The following is an 18,215-nucleotide window of genomic DNA, read 5'->3' on the forward strand; positions in this document are numbered from 1 at the left end:
GCACCTCACGACATGTGGAAAACGGTTTCCAGCGGCTTTGCAACTGGTTCGTTGTCTTGATGGGTTTGCATAATATCCGCCATATGCGCCCACCAGCGCTGCATTATCGGGTGTGCTGACAGGTCTTCCATTGTGTGATCATCGGTCCGCCACAGGACACCAAACAGAATACCTGTGTCGTCGTCCAGGTGGATCGAATAATCAGACACCCCCGCCTGTTTCAGAAGCTCCAGAAGCTCTGGCCAGACTTCATCATGACGCCGGCGGTATTCGTCTTTGCAGCCAGGGTTCAACGTCATCTTGAACGCATACTTCTGCATCAGCCTCTCCACATAGTCCAAAGGCGGGGCAGTGCGATGACGCCAATCAGAAGCGCACCGATCACAATGGACATCACGATTCCAGGTACATTCAGAAGCCCAAGTCCGAAGGTTACCAATCCCATCACAAATGCGGCAATGACAACACCGGGGATGCTGCCCGACCCACCAAGAATGTTGACCCCGCCCAGAACGACCATCGTCACCACCTCAAGTTCCCACCCAAAGGCAATCGATGGGCGCGTCGACCCGAGACGTGACGTCAGGCAGATTGCGGCGACGCCCGACATAAGGCCAGTCAGCAAGAACAAAAGAAACTTCACCCGCGCGACCCGGATGCCCGAGAACAGCGCACCGGTGGGATTGTTGCCGATGGCATAGACTGCACGGCCGAAATTGGTTTTGTGCAGGATCACTCCATAGATCACAGCAAGCAGCGCAAACAGGACGAACTCAAACGAAATGACCCAAAATACATAGCCCTGGCCAAAGTAGGCAAAGTCCGTCGGGTAACCCTTGTAGACCTGATCCCCCAGGACGATATAGCTGATCCCGCGGAACAGACTCATTGTCCCTATAGTGACCACGATCGAAGGCAGACCCAGACGGGTAACCAAGACCCCGTTGAAGGCCCCGCACAGAACCCCGGTCCCCAAACCGACAAGGATCAAGACCGGAGTCCCGACCCCCATTTGGACCGCCGCACCCATAGCCGTGGATGCAAGCGCGATTATTGAGGCAACAGATAAGTCGATTTCGCCCGAAATGATCAGCAGTGCCATTGCGAAGGCAATAATTGCCTTTTCAGTGAAATTGAAGGTCGCGTCGGACAGGTTCCAGGCGTTAAGGAAATATGGCGAGGCAAAGCTGTTGGCAATGAAGATGGCGATGGCGACCGCCAGCAGCAGCGACTCCCAGCTCTTTAGTTTCCGCTCCAGCGGCGATTGCAACCGGTCGGGAATGAAACGGTCGGTGGTGCTCATGCCGTATGCTCCGCTGATTTAAGGATGATCCGTCCCTTGTCGCGATTGGCCCGTGAATTCATCGCCACAGCGATAATGATCGCGCTGCCCGAAATGGCCAGTTGCCAGAATGGTGAGACATTAATGACAGGCAGGGCGTTCTTGATCAGGCCAAGAAACAACGCTCCCAACAACGCGCCGCCAACCGAACCGATGCCACCCGCAATCGAAACACCGCCGATCACACAGGCGGCGACCACATCAAGCTCGAACCCGCCCGCAATGTCGACATAGGCCACGGCATAGCGCGACACCCAGAGATACCCGACCAAGCCGGCCAGTGCACCTGAGATTGTAAACGCCCAGAACTGGGTCTTGCCAACATCGATGCCAGTGTAGGTTGCCGCGTGCGGGTTGCCACCGACCGCATAGAACGCCCGTCCCAGTGTCGTCCGCGTCATCACGATGGCGAACGCGATCACTGCAATGATGGCGATCCAGCTCAGCATTGGCAGGCCCAGAAATTCAGATCGAGAAAAAGCTTTGAAGGCAGCGCTCATCTCGTGGCTGTTCACCCATTTTCCGTCAGAAATCAAAAAGATGATCCCGCGGAAAATAGTCATGGTGCCAAGCGTCACAACGATGGGTGGAATATTGAGTTTCCAAACCAGAATTCCGTTGACCATGCCCATCATCGTACCAAGAGCAACAGCTACGGCAACGATCACAACGACTGGCACACCCGGCGCCGCAACATTGATCATTGAGACGATCATGCCGGTCAGAGCGAGGTTCGCGGCCACTGACAAGTCAATGCATTTGGTCAAGATCACAATCATCTGGCCGATGGCGAGTAGGATCAGAGGTGAAGTGTCATTAAACACGACGGAGAGGTTGGATAGCGTGACGAAGCTGGGGAAGCGCATTGAGATCAGCGCTAGAAGAACAGCAATTGCGCCCAACAACAGGGCTTCCCGAGAAGCGATGAACCGTTTCAGCATACTTGCGGCCTCCATCAGATACCTGCCGCATGGCGGACAAGGGTTTCGGGGGAAAGGTCGGTGCCTTCCAGCTCCGCCGCGATGCGGCCTTCACGCATGACGATGACTCGGTCGGACATGCCCATGATTTCGGGGATTTCCGAGCTGACCATGATGACGGCCAAGCCCTGAGCAGCAAGCTCGGCCATAAACTCGTGCACGGCAGCCTTGGATCCGATATCTATGCCCTTAGTCGGTTCGTCAAGAATGATCACTTTGGGCTGCGTTGCCAGCCATTTGGCGATCACCACCTTTTGCTGATTTCCACCGGACAGAGATCCCACATCGGTATCAAGCGAAGCTGCACGCAAATCCAGACGCTCGGTATATTCTCGGGCCAGACGAAACTCCTCTGCCAGTCGCAGAAACCCGTGCTTTGAGGTTCGATTGAGCGACGGAAGCGTCACGTTTTGGAAGATTGGAAGCGAGGTAATGGCACCCTGTGTCCCTCTATCCTCTGGGACGTAAACAACCCCGTTTTCAATTGCGTCTGCGGGGGAACGGATCACCCGGATATTTCCATCGATCTTGGTGACGCCTTTGGATGGTTTCGTGATCCCGAACAACGCCTGCATGAATTCTGAACGTCCGGCTCCGACCAGACCGTAGAAGCCGAGGATCTCACCCCGGTGCAGTGTGAAACCTATATCCGCAAACTCGGTGGGGTGATCGTAACCAACGACCTTAAGCACTTGTTCTCCAATGCGGCTGTCACGGGTTGGAAAGATCTGGCTCACATCCCGCCCAACCATCATCTTGACCAGTTCGGCTTCGGTGATATCGGAGATCCGGCCGTCGCCAATGAACTGACCATCCCGAAAAACGGTGAAGTGATCCGCTATTCGAAAGATCTCGTCAAACTTGTGGCTGATGAACAGGATGGCTTTGCCCTGCTCTTTGAGCGTTTCTACAAGATGATATAGTTCCTGAATTTCTTTGTGCGATAGCGCTGCAGTTGGTTCGTCCATGATGACGACGCGCGCGTCGATCGACAGTGCGCGGGCAATCGCAACAAGATGTTTGTTGGCGATCCCAAGTTCACGCAGCTTAGTTGAAGGATCGATTTCTGCTCCGATTTCGGACAGAATATCTTGCGCCCGTTGCTCCATACTCGCCCAATCGATCAACCCCAAACGGCCACGTGGCGCATGGCCCAGAAAGATGTTTTCGGCGACCGACAGCTCGTCAAAAAGCACTGTTTCCTGGTGGATGGCAGTGATCCCCGCATCCGCGGCGTCCTGAGCTGTGGAAAACTGAATTGCCTCTCCATCAATACGGATCGCGCCGCCGTCAGGCTGGTAGATCCCGGTGAGAATTTTTACGACCGTGGATTTGCCCGCGCCATTCTCCCCAACAAGAGCAGTCACTTGGCCGGGGTAAAGCTTCAGTTCGACCTCGGACAGAGCTTTTACACCGGGAAATGTCTTAGTGATCCCATCAAGCGCCAGGATCGGTTCAAGTGCCCGGTCGGCTGCGGCTATCGGATCAGGTTGAATCTGCATCGCCGTATCATTCATTGGAAGTGATGACCCGGCGCGGTACGCCGGGTCGGGTGGTCAGGCCACGATCAGAAGATCGACTTGAAGTCGTCGACGTTCGAGCTGTCATAGGTGAACGGATCGGACATCGCGGCCGACCCTGTATCGTCCAGCGTCGCTTCGCCCATACGCCCCATCGGAACTGAAGACCCCGCATCGGCCGTGGCCCCTTCATGGATGTTGTAGGCAAGCATGGTTGCCGCATAACCCAGATCAATCGGGTTCCAGATCGCAAAGCTTTTGGTTGCACCAGACTCAACGCAGCCGGCCATCTCGGATGGGAGACCAAGACCGGTCACGTTGATTTCGCCGATTTTGCCCGCGTCTGTGACGGCCTGACATGATGCCAGGATACCCACGGTTGTCGGTGCAATGATTGCTTTCAGATCGGGATAGGTCGACATCAGGCCCTGCGCTTCACGATAGGACTTGTCCGACAGGTCATCGCCATAAACTGTCGAGACCAGATTGACGCCCGGATAATTGGGCAGAACCTCTTTCGCAGCTTCGATCCATGCGTTCTGGTTGGTCGCAGTTGCCGACGCCGACAGGATTGCAATATCCCCACCATCGGGCATGTGATCGGCCGCCAGCTTGATGATTGTGTTGCCGATCAGTTCGGTCGACGACGGGTTCAGATGCATTTGCCGGCCCTCGGGGGAAACTCCCGAATCCCAGGAAACGACAGTGATGCCGCGGCTCATCGCCTTTTTTAAAGCGGGTACCAGCGCATCCGGGTCGTTGGCCGAGATCGCAATGGCGTCGACGCCCTGGGCGATCAGCGAGTTAATGACCTCGATCTGGCCTTCCGCAGTGGTGTCGGTTGGACCGGTATAAATGATCTCGACATTCCCAAGCTCTGCTGCCGCTTCTTCGGCGCCTTTGGCAGCAGCTTCAAAGAACCCAATGCCAAGTGCCTTGACGACAAGCGCGATTCGCACGTTGTCCTCGGCAAAGGCCGGGGCGGTGGTCAGACTCATGGCAAGCCCAAGACCTGCGACCAGTTTACTGAAATTGCGACGGTGCATTACGTTTCCTCCCATAGTCACTACGATTTTTGACGCATTGGCCCTATGAAGCCGCTGCGTCTTCTTCCTGAGCGGCGCCGGATTCAGCGACGATCAAATTCACATCCGCAGCTTCAAGCATGGCTGCTGCACTGTCTGAGATACGCTCGTCGGTGATCACAGTTGTGATCCGATTCAACGGGCACAGCACCAGACTGGAGCGGTTCTCAAACTTGGAGCTGTCGACAAGAACGATGAGTTCGTCAGCCTGACCGATAAGCTTTTCTTCTGCCTGGATCAGAAGCGGGTCTGCCTCCATGAGGCCAAGTGGTCCCAGCCCTTGCGCCCCCATGAACACGCGGCGTGCGTAGAAATTGCGCGTCACGTCATTTTCGAAGGGGGAAAGAATGATGTTCTGCTCGCGATAGATCACCCCACCCGACAACATTACGGTGTTCTTAGAGTGCTTGAGCAGATGCTCGGCAATCGGAAATGAGTTCGTAAATACCTGCATCCGACGCGAAGCTAACGGATGCACCATCTGAAATGTGGTGGTGCCGCCATTGATGATGATCGATTCACCATCTTCGCAAATCTCGACCGCCGCACGGGCGATGGCCTGCTTCTCACGCGTGCGCATGGTTTCGTTGATTGCAAATGGCCGTCCGGCAAGCCCCACAAACTGCGGCGGGTTAAGTGCTTCGGCTCCACCCCGCACCCTCTTTAGTTTGCGTTCTGCATCGAGTGTGGCGATGTCACGACGTATGGTCGCCTCTGACGCGTCTGTCAGATTGCACAGATCCGCAACAGTAACGACTGGACGGTCCTGAACCGCAGACAGAATAACTCTATGACGTTCTTTTTCGTGCATTCACGCCTCCCTTGAGCGTCAACACTGCGCAGTTTCAATGCGTCTGTCAATCAAAAACAATCAACACTAATCACTATAGCACATATTATGGCTGATAATGATTGTTTGTGATTGACAATTCTTGACTGCCTTTTCAGGATGTACCCTAAATCTAATTCAGGCGCGCGCCGCCGACCCGGAGGACAGCATGTTGAAATCTGAAGATAAATCGCTTCTGGATAATCGTTGGGATGAGGCTGCTGTCGCTGGAATGAGCGAATCGGAACTGCTGCTCTACCGTTCGAATATCCTCGGAGCTGATAAGCGCGTGACAAATTATGGCGGCGGCAACACTTCAGCAAAGGTGATGGAAACCGACCCGCTAACCGGCAAAGAGGTCGAGGTCCTGTGGGTTAAAGGATCCGGGGGGGATATCGGCTCGATCAAGATGGACGGGTTCGCGACGCTTTACATGGACAAGCTGAAAGCTCTGAAAAGTCTGTATCGCGGTGTGGAATTAGAAGATGAGATGGTTGGCTACTTGCCACATTGTACCTTCGATCTGAACACGCGCGCGGCATCAATCGACACCCCGTTGCACGCCTATGTGCCACAAAAACACGTGGATCACGTCCATGCTGACGCCATCATTTCCATCGCGGCGTCCAAAGGCTCAAAGGAACTGACGCAGGAAATATTCGGCGACAAAATCGGTTGGTTGCCCTGGAAACGACCCGGGTACGAGCTGGGTTTGTGGCTTGAAAAGTTCTGTTTGGAAAACCCGGATGCGGATGGGGTGGTATTGGAAAGCCACGGGCTGTTTACCTGGGGGGACACCGCGAAGTCCTGCTATGACAAGACAATCGAAGTCATCAATACCGCCACCCAGTGGCTGGCCGAAAAGGCGGAAGACGTCGCACCTTTCGGAGGTCCCATCCACCAAAGCCTTAAACCCGAAGATCGCCGCGCCGTAGCTGCACGGCTGATGCCCGCAATCCGTGGATTTGTCTCGGGCAATCAACATATGGTTGGGCATTTCAATGACAGCGATGCGGTTCTGGAGTTCCTCAATGCCAACGAGATGGAGTCTCTCGCCGCACTGGGGACATCCTGCCCCGATCACTTCCTGCGAACCAAAATCCGTCCATTGGTGATCAATTACGATCCGTTGAAAGGCAATATAGATGAGGTGCTTGAAGGTCTGTCTGCGCAGATTGCCGCGTATCGGGATGCCTACGCCAGCTACTACGAGCGCTGCAAGCACGACAACAGCCCAGCACTGCGTGATCCCAACGCTGTGGTGTATCTGGTGCCTGGCGTTGGTATGATCACCTTTGCCAAGGACAAGGCAACGGCGCGCATATCCGGGGAATTTTACATCAACGCCATCAACGTGATGCGCGGCGCCTCCTCGGTCAGCGAATATGTAGGTTTGCCAGAGCAAGAAGCCTTCGACATCGAGTATTGGCTTTTGGAAGAGGCCAAGCTTCAGCGCATGCCAAAGCCCAAATCGCTTGCAGGCCGGGTGGCCTTGGTCACCGGCGGGGCGGGTGGGATCGGTGCGGCGACGGCGGAACGGTATCTGTCTGAAGGCGCATGTGTTGTCCTCGCGGATATCAATGCCGACGGCCTTGCCACTACCCAAGCAGCGCTCGCGGCAAAGTACAGCGCCGACGTAGTGCGCAGTGTGACCATGGATGTTACCAGTGAAGAATCCGTAGCACGTTCATTCAATGAGGCCGCTTGCGAGTTTGGCGGAGTTGATATCCTCTTATCAAACGCAGGCATTGCATCCTCTGCTCCGATTGAGGAAACCTCACTGGCTCTTTGGAGCAAAAACATGGATATCCTCAGTACCGGATACTTTCTTGTCAGTCGCGAGGCTTTCAAGTTGCTGCGGTTACAAAACATGGGCGGCTCCATAGTGTTTGTCGCGTCCAAGAATGGGCTGGCGGCTTCACCCAACGCCTCGGCTTACTGCACGGCCAAAGCCTCCGAAATCCACCTTGCGCGGTGTCTGGCACTGGAAGGGGCCGAGGCGGGTATCCGAGTGAACGTTGTCAACCCGGATGCAGTTCTGCGTGGATCAAAAATCTGGGAAGGCGACTGGCTGGATCAGCGCGCCACTACCTACGGCACGAACAAGGAAGGGCTGGAAGAAATGTATCGCCAGCGCTCAATGCTAAAACGTTCAGTCCTGCCGGAAGATATTGCTGAGGCCTGTTATTTCTTCGCGGCTGACACCTCTGCTAAATCCACCGGCAACATATTGAACGTAGACGCAGGAAACGTTCAGGCCTTCACACGCTGAGGCCATACGAAGGGACGAGATCATGAGCAATTATGACAGCGCGAGGCAACAGTTTGCGGACTGGGGCGTCGACACCGAAGCCGCCATCGAGACGCTTAAGGCCATTCCAATTTCCATGCATTGCTGGCAGGGCGATGATGTGGTCGGCTTCGAAAAGAAGTCCGGAAGTTCAGGCGGTGGCATACAAGCGACGGGCAACCACCCTGGCCGAGCACGCACACCGGACGAACTGCGGGCTGATCTGGAGTTCGCTTATTCACAGATTCCGGGGGCGCACCGTCTCAATCTGCACGCGATGTACCTGGACACCGATGAATCACCCGACCGGGATGAAATCGAGTTGCGTCATTTCGCGCCGTGGGTTGGCTGGGCCAACGAGCAAAACATAGCGCTAGACTTCAATCCCACCTTCTTTGCCCATGAGAAAGCTGACGACAATCTAACCCTTGCGCACCCAAACCAGGGCATCCGGGATTTCTGGATCGAGCATGGCAAACGTACACGTGAAATTGCATCTCAAATCGGTGATGCGCAGGGCAACCCATGCATCAACAATATTTGGGTACCGGATGGTATGAAAGACCACCCGATCGACCGGATGACACCTCGAAAGCATCTTGAAAACTCTCTGGATTCTATGCTGTCGGACCCGTTCGATGGCCAACATCTTCTGGATGCTGTCGAGAGCAAACTTTTCGGCATTGGGGTCGAGGCTTATACGGTCGGCAGCCATGAATTCTATCTGGGCTATGCGACGCGGAAGGGTACGCTTCTTTGCCTCGACATGGGGCATTTCCACCCAACTGAAAACATCGCCGACAAGCTAAGTTCCGTCGCCCTATCGGTCGAGAAAATCCTGCTTCACGTCTCGCGCCCGATGCGGTGGGACAGCGATCACGTTATTCTGCTCGATGACTCCATTCTTGCCATGGCGCAGGAACTGGTCGCATGCGATCTGCTTGGCCGCACTCATATCGGACTTGATTTCTTCGATGCCACGATCAGCCGAACTGCCGCGTGGGTCATCGGAACACGCAATATGCAAAAGGCGCTTTTGCGCGCACTACTTCTTCCTTTGGATCAACTGAAAACTGCTGAGACCTCGCTGGACTTCACGACGCGCTTCATGATGACAGAAGAGCTTAAGGATCTGCCCTTCAGCGCAATCTGGGCCGAATACTGCGAACGGATGGATGTAAAATACGGGAAATCCTTGCTTAGGGAACTCGACAATTACCAAAGCAAAGTTTCGACGCGAGGATAGACGAGCCGGGTTCTGTCGCAAAGGTTATGTTGCAAATTTTTGGAACGATCAGAGTAAGCGCCTTACCAGGCACACTTATCCTACGATCTCAGCGAACCCCCGAAAGCCGGAGGTTGCTGCTTTCGGGTCATAGTGGCGACTTCAATGCCATCCAACGTAGCAGACGCGGATGCGAAGGATTTGAACCCACACATATGTCGAACGCGCCGTTTTATGAACCGATGATCCTGCTCGATCATGTTATTCAAAAATTTGGACCTGATTGTCTAAACCTTGGCTTGGCAACCAAACCGCTTCAGAATACCTGAGCTGACAGCTCGCGCCACTGCCTGTTCTGTTGTCCAGCACTTGGGCTTCGTGACGATCGAAGATGGCAGAGCATGAACTACTCTATCCTTAGTCATCTAGCGAACAAAGGTACGTCGGCTGCGTCAATTGCGATGTTCGAGACTCAAAAACACCAATGAGCGATTGATTTGGCTCTTGTCTTTTTGGGCGACGCGATAAAGACGGTCCGAGGTGATAAGTTCCTTCTGTACGTAGCTGTCAGGGTGGTTAACGGAACTACCGTGTTGTGTCTGAGTTCCGTCTTTGCAACGTGTTACTTCGGTCCATAGGTCGTTGAATGCGCGATTTGCTTCGGTGTCTCGGAACGAAAACTCCCATCGGCATGAAATGCCTTGGACATTGACCAGGCCGACATACGGTTCGCACGTTACTCCTTTCGGCGAGAAACCAGTGGTGTTGTAGTTTTCAAGTGCGATAACCCTGTCACATAATCCTGCGAAGCCGGTTTCTGGCGAAGTAGCCATGACAAATCCCAGAAAACAAACGACCGCAACTTTGGCCGTTTGCTTGGTTGTCAATTTATCATTCAGCCGCATCCGGGAAATCGTTTCTTAGGTAAACACCCTTCACACGCTCTTTTGCTGGATCAAAATGCGGGAACGGAACAATTTTTGCCTTCAAGCGCTTTTGCTGCCCATCCAGTTGGCCGATCTCAATATTGTGCCCCTCGAGCGCATGGGTTGATGCAACCCGCCCGAGGGCGATGACCTTGCCTAAGATGGGTGATTTCATCGCGCTGGTGATTTCACCGACCTGCGCTTTTCCGATACGTACACAATCGCCCGGAGAAGGAACTGTTCCACCTTCTATATCAAACCCGACCAGTTTGCGTTGAGGGTGAGCCTTGCGTTCTTCAATTGCGCTGCGCCCGATGAAGTCATCGGTCTTAGATTTCAATGGGACGGTAAAACCGACCCCAGCCTCGAACGGATCGGTTTGGTCGTCGAATTCGGACCCAGCAAAGATCAAGCCGCCTTCGATCCGCAACATGTCGAGGGCGGCAAGGCCAAGCGGAGCAATTCCATAATCCTGACCAACTTCCCAGACACGGTCGAAAATCTCGACAGCATCATTGGGGTGGCAGAAGATTTCATATCCTAATTCGCCGGAATATCCGGTTCGGGAGATCACGACAGAGGTGCCGCGCACATCCCCGACCCGGGCCACGGTAAGCCGGAACCAAGGCAATTCTTCTATGGTTGGCTGCTGGGGTGGCGTCCAGAATATCTGCGAGAGGATGTCGCGGCTGTGCCGCCCCTGTACCGCGATGTTGTGCAACTGATCTGTAGAGTTTCGAACCCAGACATTCATGTTGCGCTTACGCGCTTGTTCCTGCAGCCACAAACCGCTGGTGTCGTTGCCACCAATCCATCGGAAGTTGGTCTCACCCAGCCGATAGATAGTGCCGTCGTCGATCATGCCGCCATGTTCATAGCACATTGCCGTATAGACAACTTGACCGACGCTCAACTTCTTCATGTTGCGGGTCACGCAAAGCTGCATCAGTTCTTCGGCATCCGGGCCAACAACCTCATATTTGCGCAGTGGACTCAGATCCATTACGGCGACTTTGTCTCGACAGGCCCAATACTCTGCGATTGCGCCATGATTGGTCATCGTATTGGGCAGCCAATATCCGTTATATTCGACAAAATCACGGGTATGACGTGCAAAGCAGTCGTGAAATGCTGTTTTCTTGGTTTCTTCCACATCCGCCTCCGCAGATTTTCTGTAGCCGTAGGACCGTTTAAAATCCTTGGTCGCTTTGTAAGTTCGCACCTGAATGTCGGTTGGATTCCAGCCATTGGCCGGGTCGATGTCGCAGGGGCAGCCGGTACTGACGCAGACAAGATCCGTCAATGCGCGCAGCAGCACGAAATCTCCGGGTCGCGACCAAGGATCATCCATACCGATGGCATTGCTATCGTCCAGCATTGTATTGAAGAAAAAGTTGATCGCGGACCAACCTGCGCGGGGACGGATGCCATATTGGCTCAGATCCTTGTTGATATTGTCCGAGCAATTGACATGGCCAGGATAGCCCAGATCTTCATAATACCTTGCTGTGCAGGCCAGCCCGAACGTGTCGTGGCGACCGCACGTATCCTGCACGATCTCAACCAGGGGTTCCTGATCCACTGACCAGTATTTCGAGAATATACCTGGTTGCGGATACAAGCTGCCCACCAGGCTGCGTGTCGTGGTGGGATCAATCTCGCGTTCGATCCCCTGATCCAATGCACGTCGGCTGAACGCCTGAAAGTCTGAGCATTCGCGGCCCCTGATATCCACGATCTGGATGAACTCTCCGGCTTTGACCTCATAGGATTTGGCGTTGCCAGGCTGAATGTTGATATCCTTAAGTGGGTCGGCCAGCGGATCGGGCGGGCCCACGTCGGGTTTTCCCAAGCCGGGAGCGGCACGCTGAATGTACAGGATAATGTCGGTCGGTGGGTTATTGTCTTCAGGGCGCATCGCTTCGCCTGGTGCGGCGACGATCAGAAGACCGTCACTTTCCGCCACGAAATGCACCATGTCGCCGGGGCGTGATCCATCTGAGAAAGCCCTGACTGCATCCCCGCGTCCGATGTCGAAACCAGCAACCTCTAACGCGCGCAGCACTTTCTTGCCCGAAGCCGAGCCATTCGCCAGAGTTGCAATCAGCCCCTCTGGTCGCCCGTGCCCCTGCGCGCCAAGCATGGCAGCGTCCGAGCTTCGATCCGGGGCAAAGAACACCATCTCGGCGGGTTGCATCCCATCGCGATCCAACAATGTGATCGTGTCGCCTTTGGACACCGTAACCGCACGCGATCCTGTGCCAGGGACGGGATGACGTTCCGTGCCATGGGGCAGGATTGGAAGGCCAGGAGCCAGAACCCCGCTGCGTTCATACGGCACTTCGAAGACCGGCTTCACATTCATAATACACCTTCCTGAATAGATTCGGTCGCGCCGCGGTGCATGACCACCAAAAGGCATCCCGATTTGGTGTGTGAAAAATGGCTGGAACCTGCGGTTAGACTTACGAAGTCACCGCTGCGATAGCTGAATCCATCGTGATCGGTCAGATCACCTTCGAGGACAAAGAACTCTTCCGGACCGTGATGAATATGCGGGTTCGAGCGCGTGCCAGGTGCCATTTTCATCAGATAGCTGCTTTGGCCGGTATCCTGGTCAAAGCTGACATTTTTCCACCAAACTTGTTCGTCGGGCAGGTCTTTCATCTGCATTCTGACAAAGCCGGTATCGTCGAAACGGGAGACCGTACGCATATTTTGCTGTTGTGACATCTTATTCGAGCCCCAATCGCTTCTTGCGCTGTTCCGTCCAGCTGCTGATGGCCATGTCAAAGGTCAGAGCCATCAGCGACACATTCAGGCCAAGGACAAAGTTTTTACCCAACTCGGTGCCGGCCAGCGTTCGCTGCAGTTCCTGTCCCAGATCCTGAGTGCCGATGAAGGCTGCGATGATGACCATGAAGAAGGCAAACATGATGGCCTGATTGAACCCAACTGCCATTGTCGGTAGTGCCAGCGGAAACTGAACTGACATCAGCTTTTGCCGCCGCGTTGATCCAGACATGTCTGCCGCTTCGGTCATTTCCGAGGGTACGCTGCTGAGGCCAATAATGGTGTACCGGATCAATGGTACTGCGGCGAAGATTAGGATCGAGAACACAACAGCTACGTCATTAACGCCGAACAGCATGATTGCCGGGATCAGATAGATGAAGCTGGGGAAGGTTTGTGCCGTGTCACAGGCCAAAAGGATGCTTTTTGACCAACGTTCTGATCGGGCAGCGATTACACCGAGCGGTATGCCAATCAAGGTGGCCAGAGCAACAGCCGAAATAACTGTGTATAGAGTGATCACAGATCGGTCCCACCAACCCGAGAATGCGACGATGGTAAAGAAAACCGCCGCATATATACCTGGGCGGCGTCCACCGATCCAATATGCAAAAGCAACGACTATTAGGATGAAGGCGGGGGTTGGGATCGCCAGCAACGTGTCCCGGAACGGGATCAGAACCTTGACGTTCAGAAACCAGCGCAACCATTCAGTTGTTCCCTTGATAGCCTCGATCGCCAGGAACGACTTGATCACCACATCAATTTCCTTGCCTTGGCTCAGGTGCTGTTTGCGACCAACTTCGGCCAGGATCGGAAACAGCTGCGACAGCAGAATAAAACCAATGAATAGACCCAGTGCGACCAGCGAAATCTTATACCGCTTCCACCAGGGTGTCCCACGTTCAAAGTGAACAGGTTGCTTGACCACCCATGCCTTGGACATCCGATCCAGCGTTACGGCTAGAAGAACAATCGTAACGCCGATCTCGAACGATCTGCCAAGTTTGAAGCTGCCCATCATTGCCAACAGCTTGGCACCGAGACCGGGCATACCAATAAAGGCGGTCAGAACAACCATGGCCAGACACAGCATGATCACCTGGTTTACGCCGACTAGAATTTCGGTGCGTGCTGCCGGAACATAGACATGGCGCAGCATCTGCCAACGAGTGCAGCCGGACATTTGGCCCGCCTCGATCACTTCAGGGCTGACCTTTTTTAGCCCTAGCGTTGTCATTAAGATCATAGGCGGGATGGCAAAGGTAATCGTTGCTACGGCTCCAGCGGTTGGCCCCACCTTGAAGAAAATCACAGCGGGCAGCAGATAGGTAAAGAAGGGCAGGGTTTGAAGCACAGACAGAATGGGCTTCAACATCCGCTCGAACCAGCCATATTTCCACGCGGCGATACCAAACGCCAGACCCAGCAGAAACGCCAATGGCGCCGCGACGACGATCACGGACATTGTTTGCATGGCGATCTTCCACTGACCGATCGCAGCCGTCCAGATAAAGGTTCCAGCGCCCAGGGCGGCCAACCGCCAACCACCGACAGCGTATCCAACAACCCCAGCGACGGCGGCAATCGCAGACCATGGGATTGGTCCCAGATAGGGCCAGCGACGCTTGCCTTCCAAAAGGTTTGCTGACGTGTCCAGCAGAAACTCTAGAGGACCTTCCGCGATAAAGCGGGTTACATAAATCAAGCCAAGGTCATTTTGGATGAAGCTGAAAACTGCGTCCAGAACCTGCGCAGTGGGTGGGATAGCGGCTTCGGGGATGCGGTTTAGCCATTCAGGCAGAATACCAACTGCCTTGGCAAGGATCAGTGCGAAGGCCACGGCAAGCAGCACAGAAAGTACACGGGAACGTCCCCATGGCTTGTCTGATGTCTCTGTCAGATCTGTCGACAGCGTCGCCATTATTCGGCTCCGAGCAGGACATTCAGTGCAGTGTCGCGCTCCAGTACACCGGTGACAACGCCTTTGTCATTTGCAACCGGCAAAAGGATGCGGTTGTCATTGACCAGAACCCGCGCAAGTTCGTGGATCGTTGCTCCACCATTGATTGGTGCGCCTTCCAAAGCGTGTCCGTTGACTGGTTTCGCCAGCCCTTTCGCATGCACTACGCGGGCTTTGTCGATGTCCTCGGTGAATTTCGCCACGTATTCCGTGGCGGGGTTCATGACGATCTGGTCCGGCGTATCGCATTGTTCCACCGCGCCATTGCGCATGATCGCGATCCGGTCCGCCAGACGCAGCGCTTCGTCAAAATCATGGGTGATAAAGACAATGGTTTTACCCAACATCTCTTGTAGCCGTAGGAATTCATCCTGCATTTCACGTCGGATCAAAGGGTCAAGAGCGGAGAACGGCTCATCCAGAAACCAGATGTCCGGCTCAATCGCCAGGGACCGGGCGATGCCGACGCGTTGCTGTTGCCCTCCGCTGAGCTCGCGCGGGAAATATTCTTCACGGCCTTCTAGGCCGACCAGTTTTACAACTTCCAAAGCGCGCTCGCGTCGGTCATGACGATCTTGGCCGCGCATTTCCAAAGGGAAGGCCACGTTGTCCAAAACGGTACGATGCGGCAGCAATCCAAAGGACTGGAACACCATGCCCATCTTGTTGCGGCGCAACTCAATCAGGTCACGTTCGCTCAGGCTCATAATATCCTGACCGTCGACCTCAATGATGCCTCCAGTAATGTCATGCAGCCGCGAAAAACACCGTACCAGGGTGGATTTTCCTGATCCCGACAACCCCATGATGACCAGCATTTCACCTCGGCCAACCTCAATCGATACATCCTTGACCCCGGCGATGTAGCCGTCCGCACGTATCTCATCGAAGCTGCGGCCCGCGGGAATAGATTTCAGATAGGTCTCAGGAGAAGCTCCAAACAGTTTCCAGACGTTTTTGGCTGAGATGACGGGCGCTGTGGCGGACATGGCTGCCTTCTTTCTTGTTAGGCACGGCCTTGCTTCACTGAGATCGGCAAGGCCGCGCCAGTTTCGTTGCGAATGACCGGATTATCAGCTGCAGGCGCTGATCCAGGGGTCAACAACGGCGCGGTTAGCATCCAGCCATTCGGCTGCTGCCTCTTCCGGTTCCAGCTCGTCTGTGTCGACCAGCTTGGCCATTTCCGCGATTTGCGGGTTGGTGAACGAAATTTCAGTCAATACGCAGTAGGCCGCCGGCCACTTGTCTTTCATGCCATCCCACGCGGCTTTTTTCAGGTAACCGGTGGCTGGATTACCGCAATCATACAAAGCCTCGGGATTCGGACCTTTGGATGGGTCTTTGTCGCAACCATCTTCCCAGGCAGGAAATTCGACAAACTCACCGGGCCAGACAGCTTCGGCAAAGTTGGGTGTCCAGTTGAAGACCAGAACCGGCTTCTTGTCCGCCTCTGCGGCGCCGATCTCGGCCCATAGGGCTGCAGCCGAACCTGCATTGATCACGGTGAAATTCAGATCAAGCGCTTCGGCACGCTCTTTACCATGCTTTAACCAGTCTACTGGACCATCCAAATATCGGCCCTTGTCGCCGGTTTCTGCTGTTGCAAACAGATGCGCACAGTCGTTCAGAGCTTTCCAGTCGGGCAGGCCAGGGCAGGACTCTTTGGTCCACATCGGATACCACCAGTCCTCGCGGGTGACGGCATCGTGGTCGCCTGCATCATGCAGACCACCCTTTTCCAGAGCCGCGCGGAAGGATGCTCCAAATGCGCCTTCCCAGACTTCCATCTCAAGCGTGACGTCGCCCAGACGCACCGACTCGTAGACCGCCTGACTGTCGGTCGTGACGTATTCGACATTATCACCGATCTCTTCGAACAACTGGCCGACCACGTAAGACATAACGATCTGGCTGGACCAGTTGTGAATTGGGATGACGATCGGATCGCTGCTGTCTTCTGCGATCGCACCGGTGCCCGCTACCGCTGCCAAGGTTGCAGCAGAAAGTAGGTTTGAAAGTTTCATGATTGCTCCCTGAGTGACGTTCGATATTGGATTGAGGGCTCTTCCGGCCCCGAATTTGCGCATTCTGCCCAAATTTGCGCGAAACGCAGAACAGAAATTTGAGAGGCGTTGCCCATAAAATCTTGAGGCTAATTCATTTTTTTACTATCTTAACAGTCAGTTGCCTGATCGGTTTCCAGTTGACGCAGGCGAATGTTCTTTGATTGCAATCCGCTTCAGATCGGGAATCCGCCGTCAGATGCCAAAGAAAGCACCAGTTACCGGGAAGGTTCTTCCACCGCTCGACTACCTTTTGGCTTTTGAAGCGGCGGCCAAGGCCCAGAGTTTTGCGCAGGCCAGCAAGGTGCTCAACATTTCGGAAACAGCAATCAGCCGCAAAGTACGTCTGCTGGAGCAACATTATGACGTACCCTTGTTTGTCAGAGGTCATCGGTCGGTTTCGCTGACACAACAAGGGGCCATATTGCTAGCGACAGTTGAAAAGTCGCTGGATTTGATGCGAGACGTCAGCCGTGATATGTTGGCCAAACATCAGGCCAATACGGTGTCGATCTCCGCGACCAACTCTGTCGCGTCGCTCTGGTTGATGCCGCAGCTGCGTAAGTTCAACAAATCCAATGGCCGCATCCGTATTTCGCTGGTGTCTTCGGACAGCGACGCGGAGTGCCTGTCTGATTCTATGGATCTGACGATATTGCGCGGGGAAGGGGATTGGCCCGGATATGAGGCGCAGCTTTTGTTCGGGGAAACCGTTTTCCCGGTATGTAGCCCTGATTATCTCAAAAGTAATCCGAAGGCGGCAGTACTATCCGCGCTGCCGGAATTGGATCTGATTGAGGTGACCAGCAGCCATGCGGAATGGATGACTTGGCATACCTGGCTTGGCAGCAATGAAATTTCTACCTCATTGATGGAACGCGCTGTGGCCTTCAACACCTATCCTCTCTCTATACAAGCAGCTGTTGATGGTTTGGGCGTCGCACTGGGTTGGGCCCATCTTGTTGACCCCTTGCTTGAAAGCGGTGCGTTGGTCAGACCAATCCAGGACATATCGGTACGAACGCAGTCGGGATATTATCTTCTGAAGAACCCAACGCAAAAATCATTTCCCGAGCGACGCATTGTCGAGGATTGGTTGTTAGGGCTCAGCGCAGGGCGCAAACGTTACGCGTGATCCGATGGCGCCATCGCGCGATAAATTTTCTTTCCTTCAATGTCTCTGAAATTCAAAGGTTGAC

General features: G+C 54.4%; 15 protein-coding genes and 1 pseudogene. 3 read left to right on the forward strand and 13 right to left on the reverse strand.

Annotated features, from left to right (window positions below):
* Positions 1 to 5: 5 nt before the first annotated feature.
* The 6 genes from rhaM to ACR3EJ_RS21600 form a co-directional block, all read right to left on the reverse strand.
* Positions 6 to 320: an L-rhamnose mutarotase gene (gene rhaM / locus ACR3EJ_RS21575; RefSeq protein ID WP_170546249.1), complete on the reverse strand. Its 315-nt coding sequence runs from the start codon at positions 318 to 320 to the stop codon at positions 6 to 8.
* Positions 320 to 1,303: an ABC transporter permease gene (locus tag ACR3EJ_RS21580; protein ID WP_170546245.1), complete on the reverse strand. Its 984-nt coding sequence runs from the start codon at positions 1,301 to 1,303 to the stop codon at positions 320 to 322. The genes rhaM and ACR3EJ_RS21580 overlap by 1 nt, the downstream gene beginning before the upstream one ends.
* On the reverse strand, positions 1,300 to 2,283 hold the full coding sequence (locus tag ACR3EJ_RS21585; RefSeq protein WP_170546242.1) for an ABC transporter permease: 984 nt from the start codon (positions 2,281 to 2,283) through the stop codon (positions 1,300 to 1,302). The genes ACR3EJ_RS21580 and ACR3EJ_RS21585 overlap by 4 nt, the downstream gene beginning before the upstream one ends.
* Positions 2,284 to 2,297: 14 nt before the next feature.
* Positions 2,298 to 3,824 (reverse strand): sugar ABC transporter ATP-binding protein, encoded by a 1,527-nt coding sequence (locus tag ACR3EJ_RS21590; protein ID WP_170546240.1) that lies wholly within the window; start codon positions 3,822 to 3,824, stop codon positions 2,298 to 2,300.
* A 65-nt stretch (positions 3,825 to 3,889) separates the two neighbouring features.
* Positions 3,890 to 4,888 (reverse strand): rhamnose ABC transporter substrate-binding protein, encoded by a 999-nt coding sequence (gene rhaS, locus ACR3EJ_RS21595; protein WP_170546237.1) that lies wholly within the window; start codon positions 4,886 to 4,888, stop codon positions 3,890 to 3,892.
* A 43-nt stretch (positions 4,889 to 4,931) separates the two neighbouring features.
* The gene (locus tag ACR3EJ_RS21600) at positions 4,932 to 5,738 is read right to left on the reverse strand and encodes a DeoR/GlpR family DNA-binding transcription regulator (protein ID WP_170546235.1); all 807 of its coding nucleotides are present in this window, start codon (positions 5,736 to 5,738) and stop codon (positions 4,932 to 4,934) included.
* A 187-nt stretch (positions 5,739 to 5,925) separates the two neighbouring features.
* Here ACR3EJ_RS21600 and ACR3EJ_RS21605 point away from each other — a divergent pair, with 187 nt between their 5' ends.
* Both ACR3EJ_RS21605 and ACR3EJ_RS21610 read left to right on the forward strand, forming a co-directional pair.
* Positions 5,926 to 8,028 (forward strand): bifunctional rhamnulose-1-phosphate aldolase/short-chain dehydrogenase, encoded by a 2,103-nt coding sequence (locus ACR3EJ_RS21605; RefSeq protein ID WP_170546233.1) that lies wholly within the window; start codon positions 5,926 to 5,928, stop codon positions 8,026 to 8,028.
* A gap of 22 nt (positions 8,029 to 8,050) precedes the next feature.
* On the forward strand, positions 8,051 to 9,292 hold the full coding sequence (locus tag ACR3EJ_RS21610) for an L-rhamnose isomerase (protein WP_170546229.1): 1,242 nt from the start codon (positions 8,051 to 8,053) through the stop codon (positions 9,290 to 9,292).
* 80 nt (positions 9,293 to 9,372) lie between these two features.
* On the opposite strand, the pseudogene ACR3EJ_RS21615 reads toward ACR3EJ_RS21610, so the two are convergent.
* From ACR3EJ_RS21615 to ACR3EJ_RS21645, 7 genes and pseudogenes are all read right to left on the reverse strand, one after another.
* Positions 9,373 to 9,552: pseudogene (locus ACR3EJ_RS21615) on the reverse strand (DDE-type integrase/transposase/recombinase); the annotation flags it as partial.
* 171 nt (positions 9,553 to 9,723) lie between these two features.
* Positions 9,724 to 10,176: a hypothetical protein gene (locus ACR3EJ_RS21620; RefSeq protein ID WP_170546226.1), complete on the reverse strand. Its 453-nt coding sequence runs from the start codon at positions 10,174 to 10,176 to the stop codon at positions 9,724 to 9,726.
* Entirely contained in the window at positions 10,163 to 12,562 is a 2,400-nt protein-coding gene (locus tag ACR3EJ_RS21625; protein ID WP_170546223.1) for a trimethylamine N-oxide demethylase, read from the reverse strand. Before ACR3EJ_RS21625 ends, ACR3EJ_RS21620 begins: the two co-directional genes overlap by 14 nt.
* Complete coding sequence (locus tag ACR3EJ_RS21630; protein WP_170546220.1) at positions 12,559 to 12,912, reverse strand: cupin domain-containing protein; 354 nt, start codon at positions 12,910 to 12,912, stop codon at positions 12,559 to 12,561. Before ACR3EJ_RS21630 ends, ACR3EJ_RS21625 begins: the two co-directional genes overlap by 4 nt.
* A gap of 19 nt (positions 12,913 to 12,931) precedes the next feature.
* Complete coding sequence (locus tag ACR3EJ_RS21635) at positions 12,932 to 14,914, reverse strand: ABC transporter permease (protein WP_170546217.1); 1,983 nt, start codon at positions 14,912 to 14,914, stop codon at positions 12,932 to 12,934.
* Complete coding sequence (locus ACR3EJ_RS21640) at positions 14,914 to 15,942, reverse strand: quaternary amine ABC transporter ATP-binding protein (RefSeq protein WP_170546215.1); 1,029 nt, start codon at positions 15,940 to 15,942, stop codon at positions 14,914 to 14,916. The genes ACR3EJ_RS21635 and ACR3EJ_RS21640 overlap by 1 nt, the downstream gene beginning before the upstream one ends.
* An 84-nt stretch (positions 15,943 to 16,026) precedes the next feature.
* The gene (locus ACR3EJ_RS21645) at positions 16,027 to 16,977 is read right to left on the reverse strand and encodes an ABC transporter substrate-binding protein (protein ID WP_170546212.1); all 951 of its coding nucleotides are present in this window, start codon (positions 16,975 to 16,977) and stop codon (positions 16,027 to 16,029) included.
* 238 nt (positions 16,978 to 17,215) lie between these two features.
* Between ACR3EJ_RS21645 and ACR3EJ_RS21650 the strand changes: the two genes are divergently transcribed.
* Entirely contained in the window at positions 17,216 to 18,151 is a 936-nt protein-coding gene (locus tag ACR3EJ_RS21650) for a LysR substrate-binding domain-containing protein (RefSeq protein WP_170546210.1), read from the forward strand.
* The last annotated feature ends 64 nt before the right edge of the window (positions 18,152 to 18,215 follow it).

The organism is Ruegeria sp. AB11 (genome assembly GCF_056536325.1).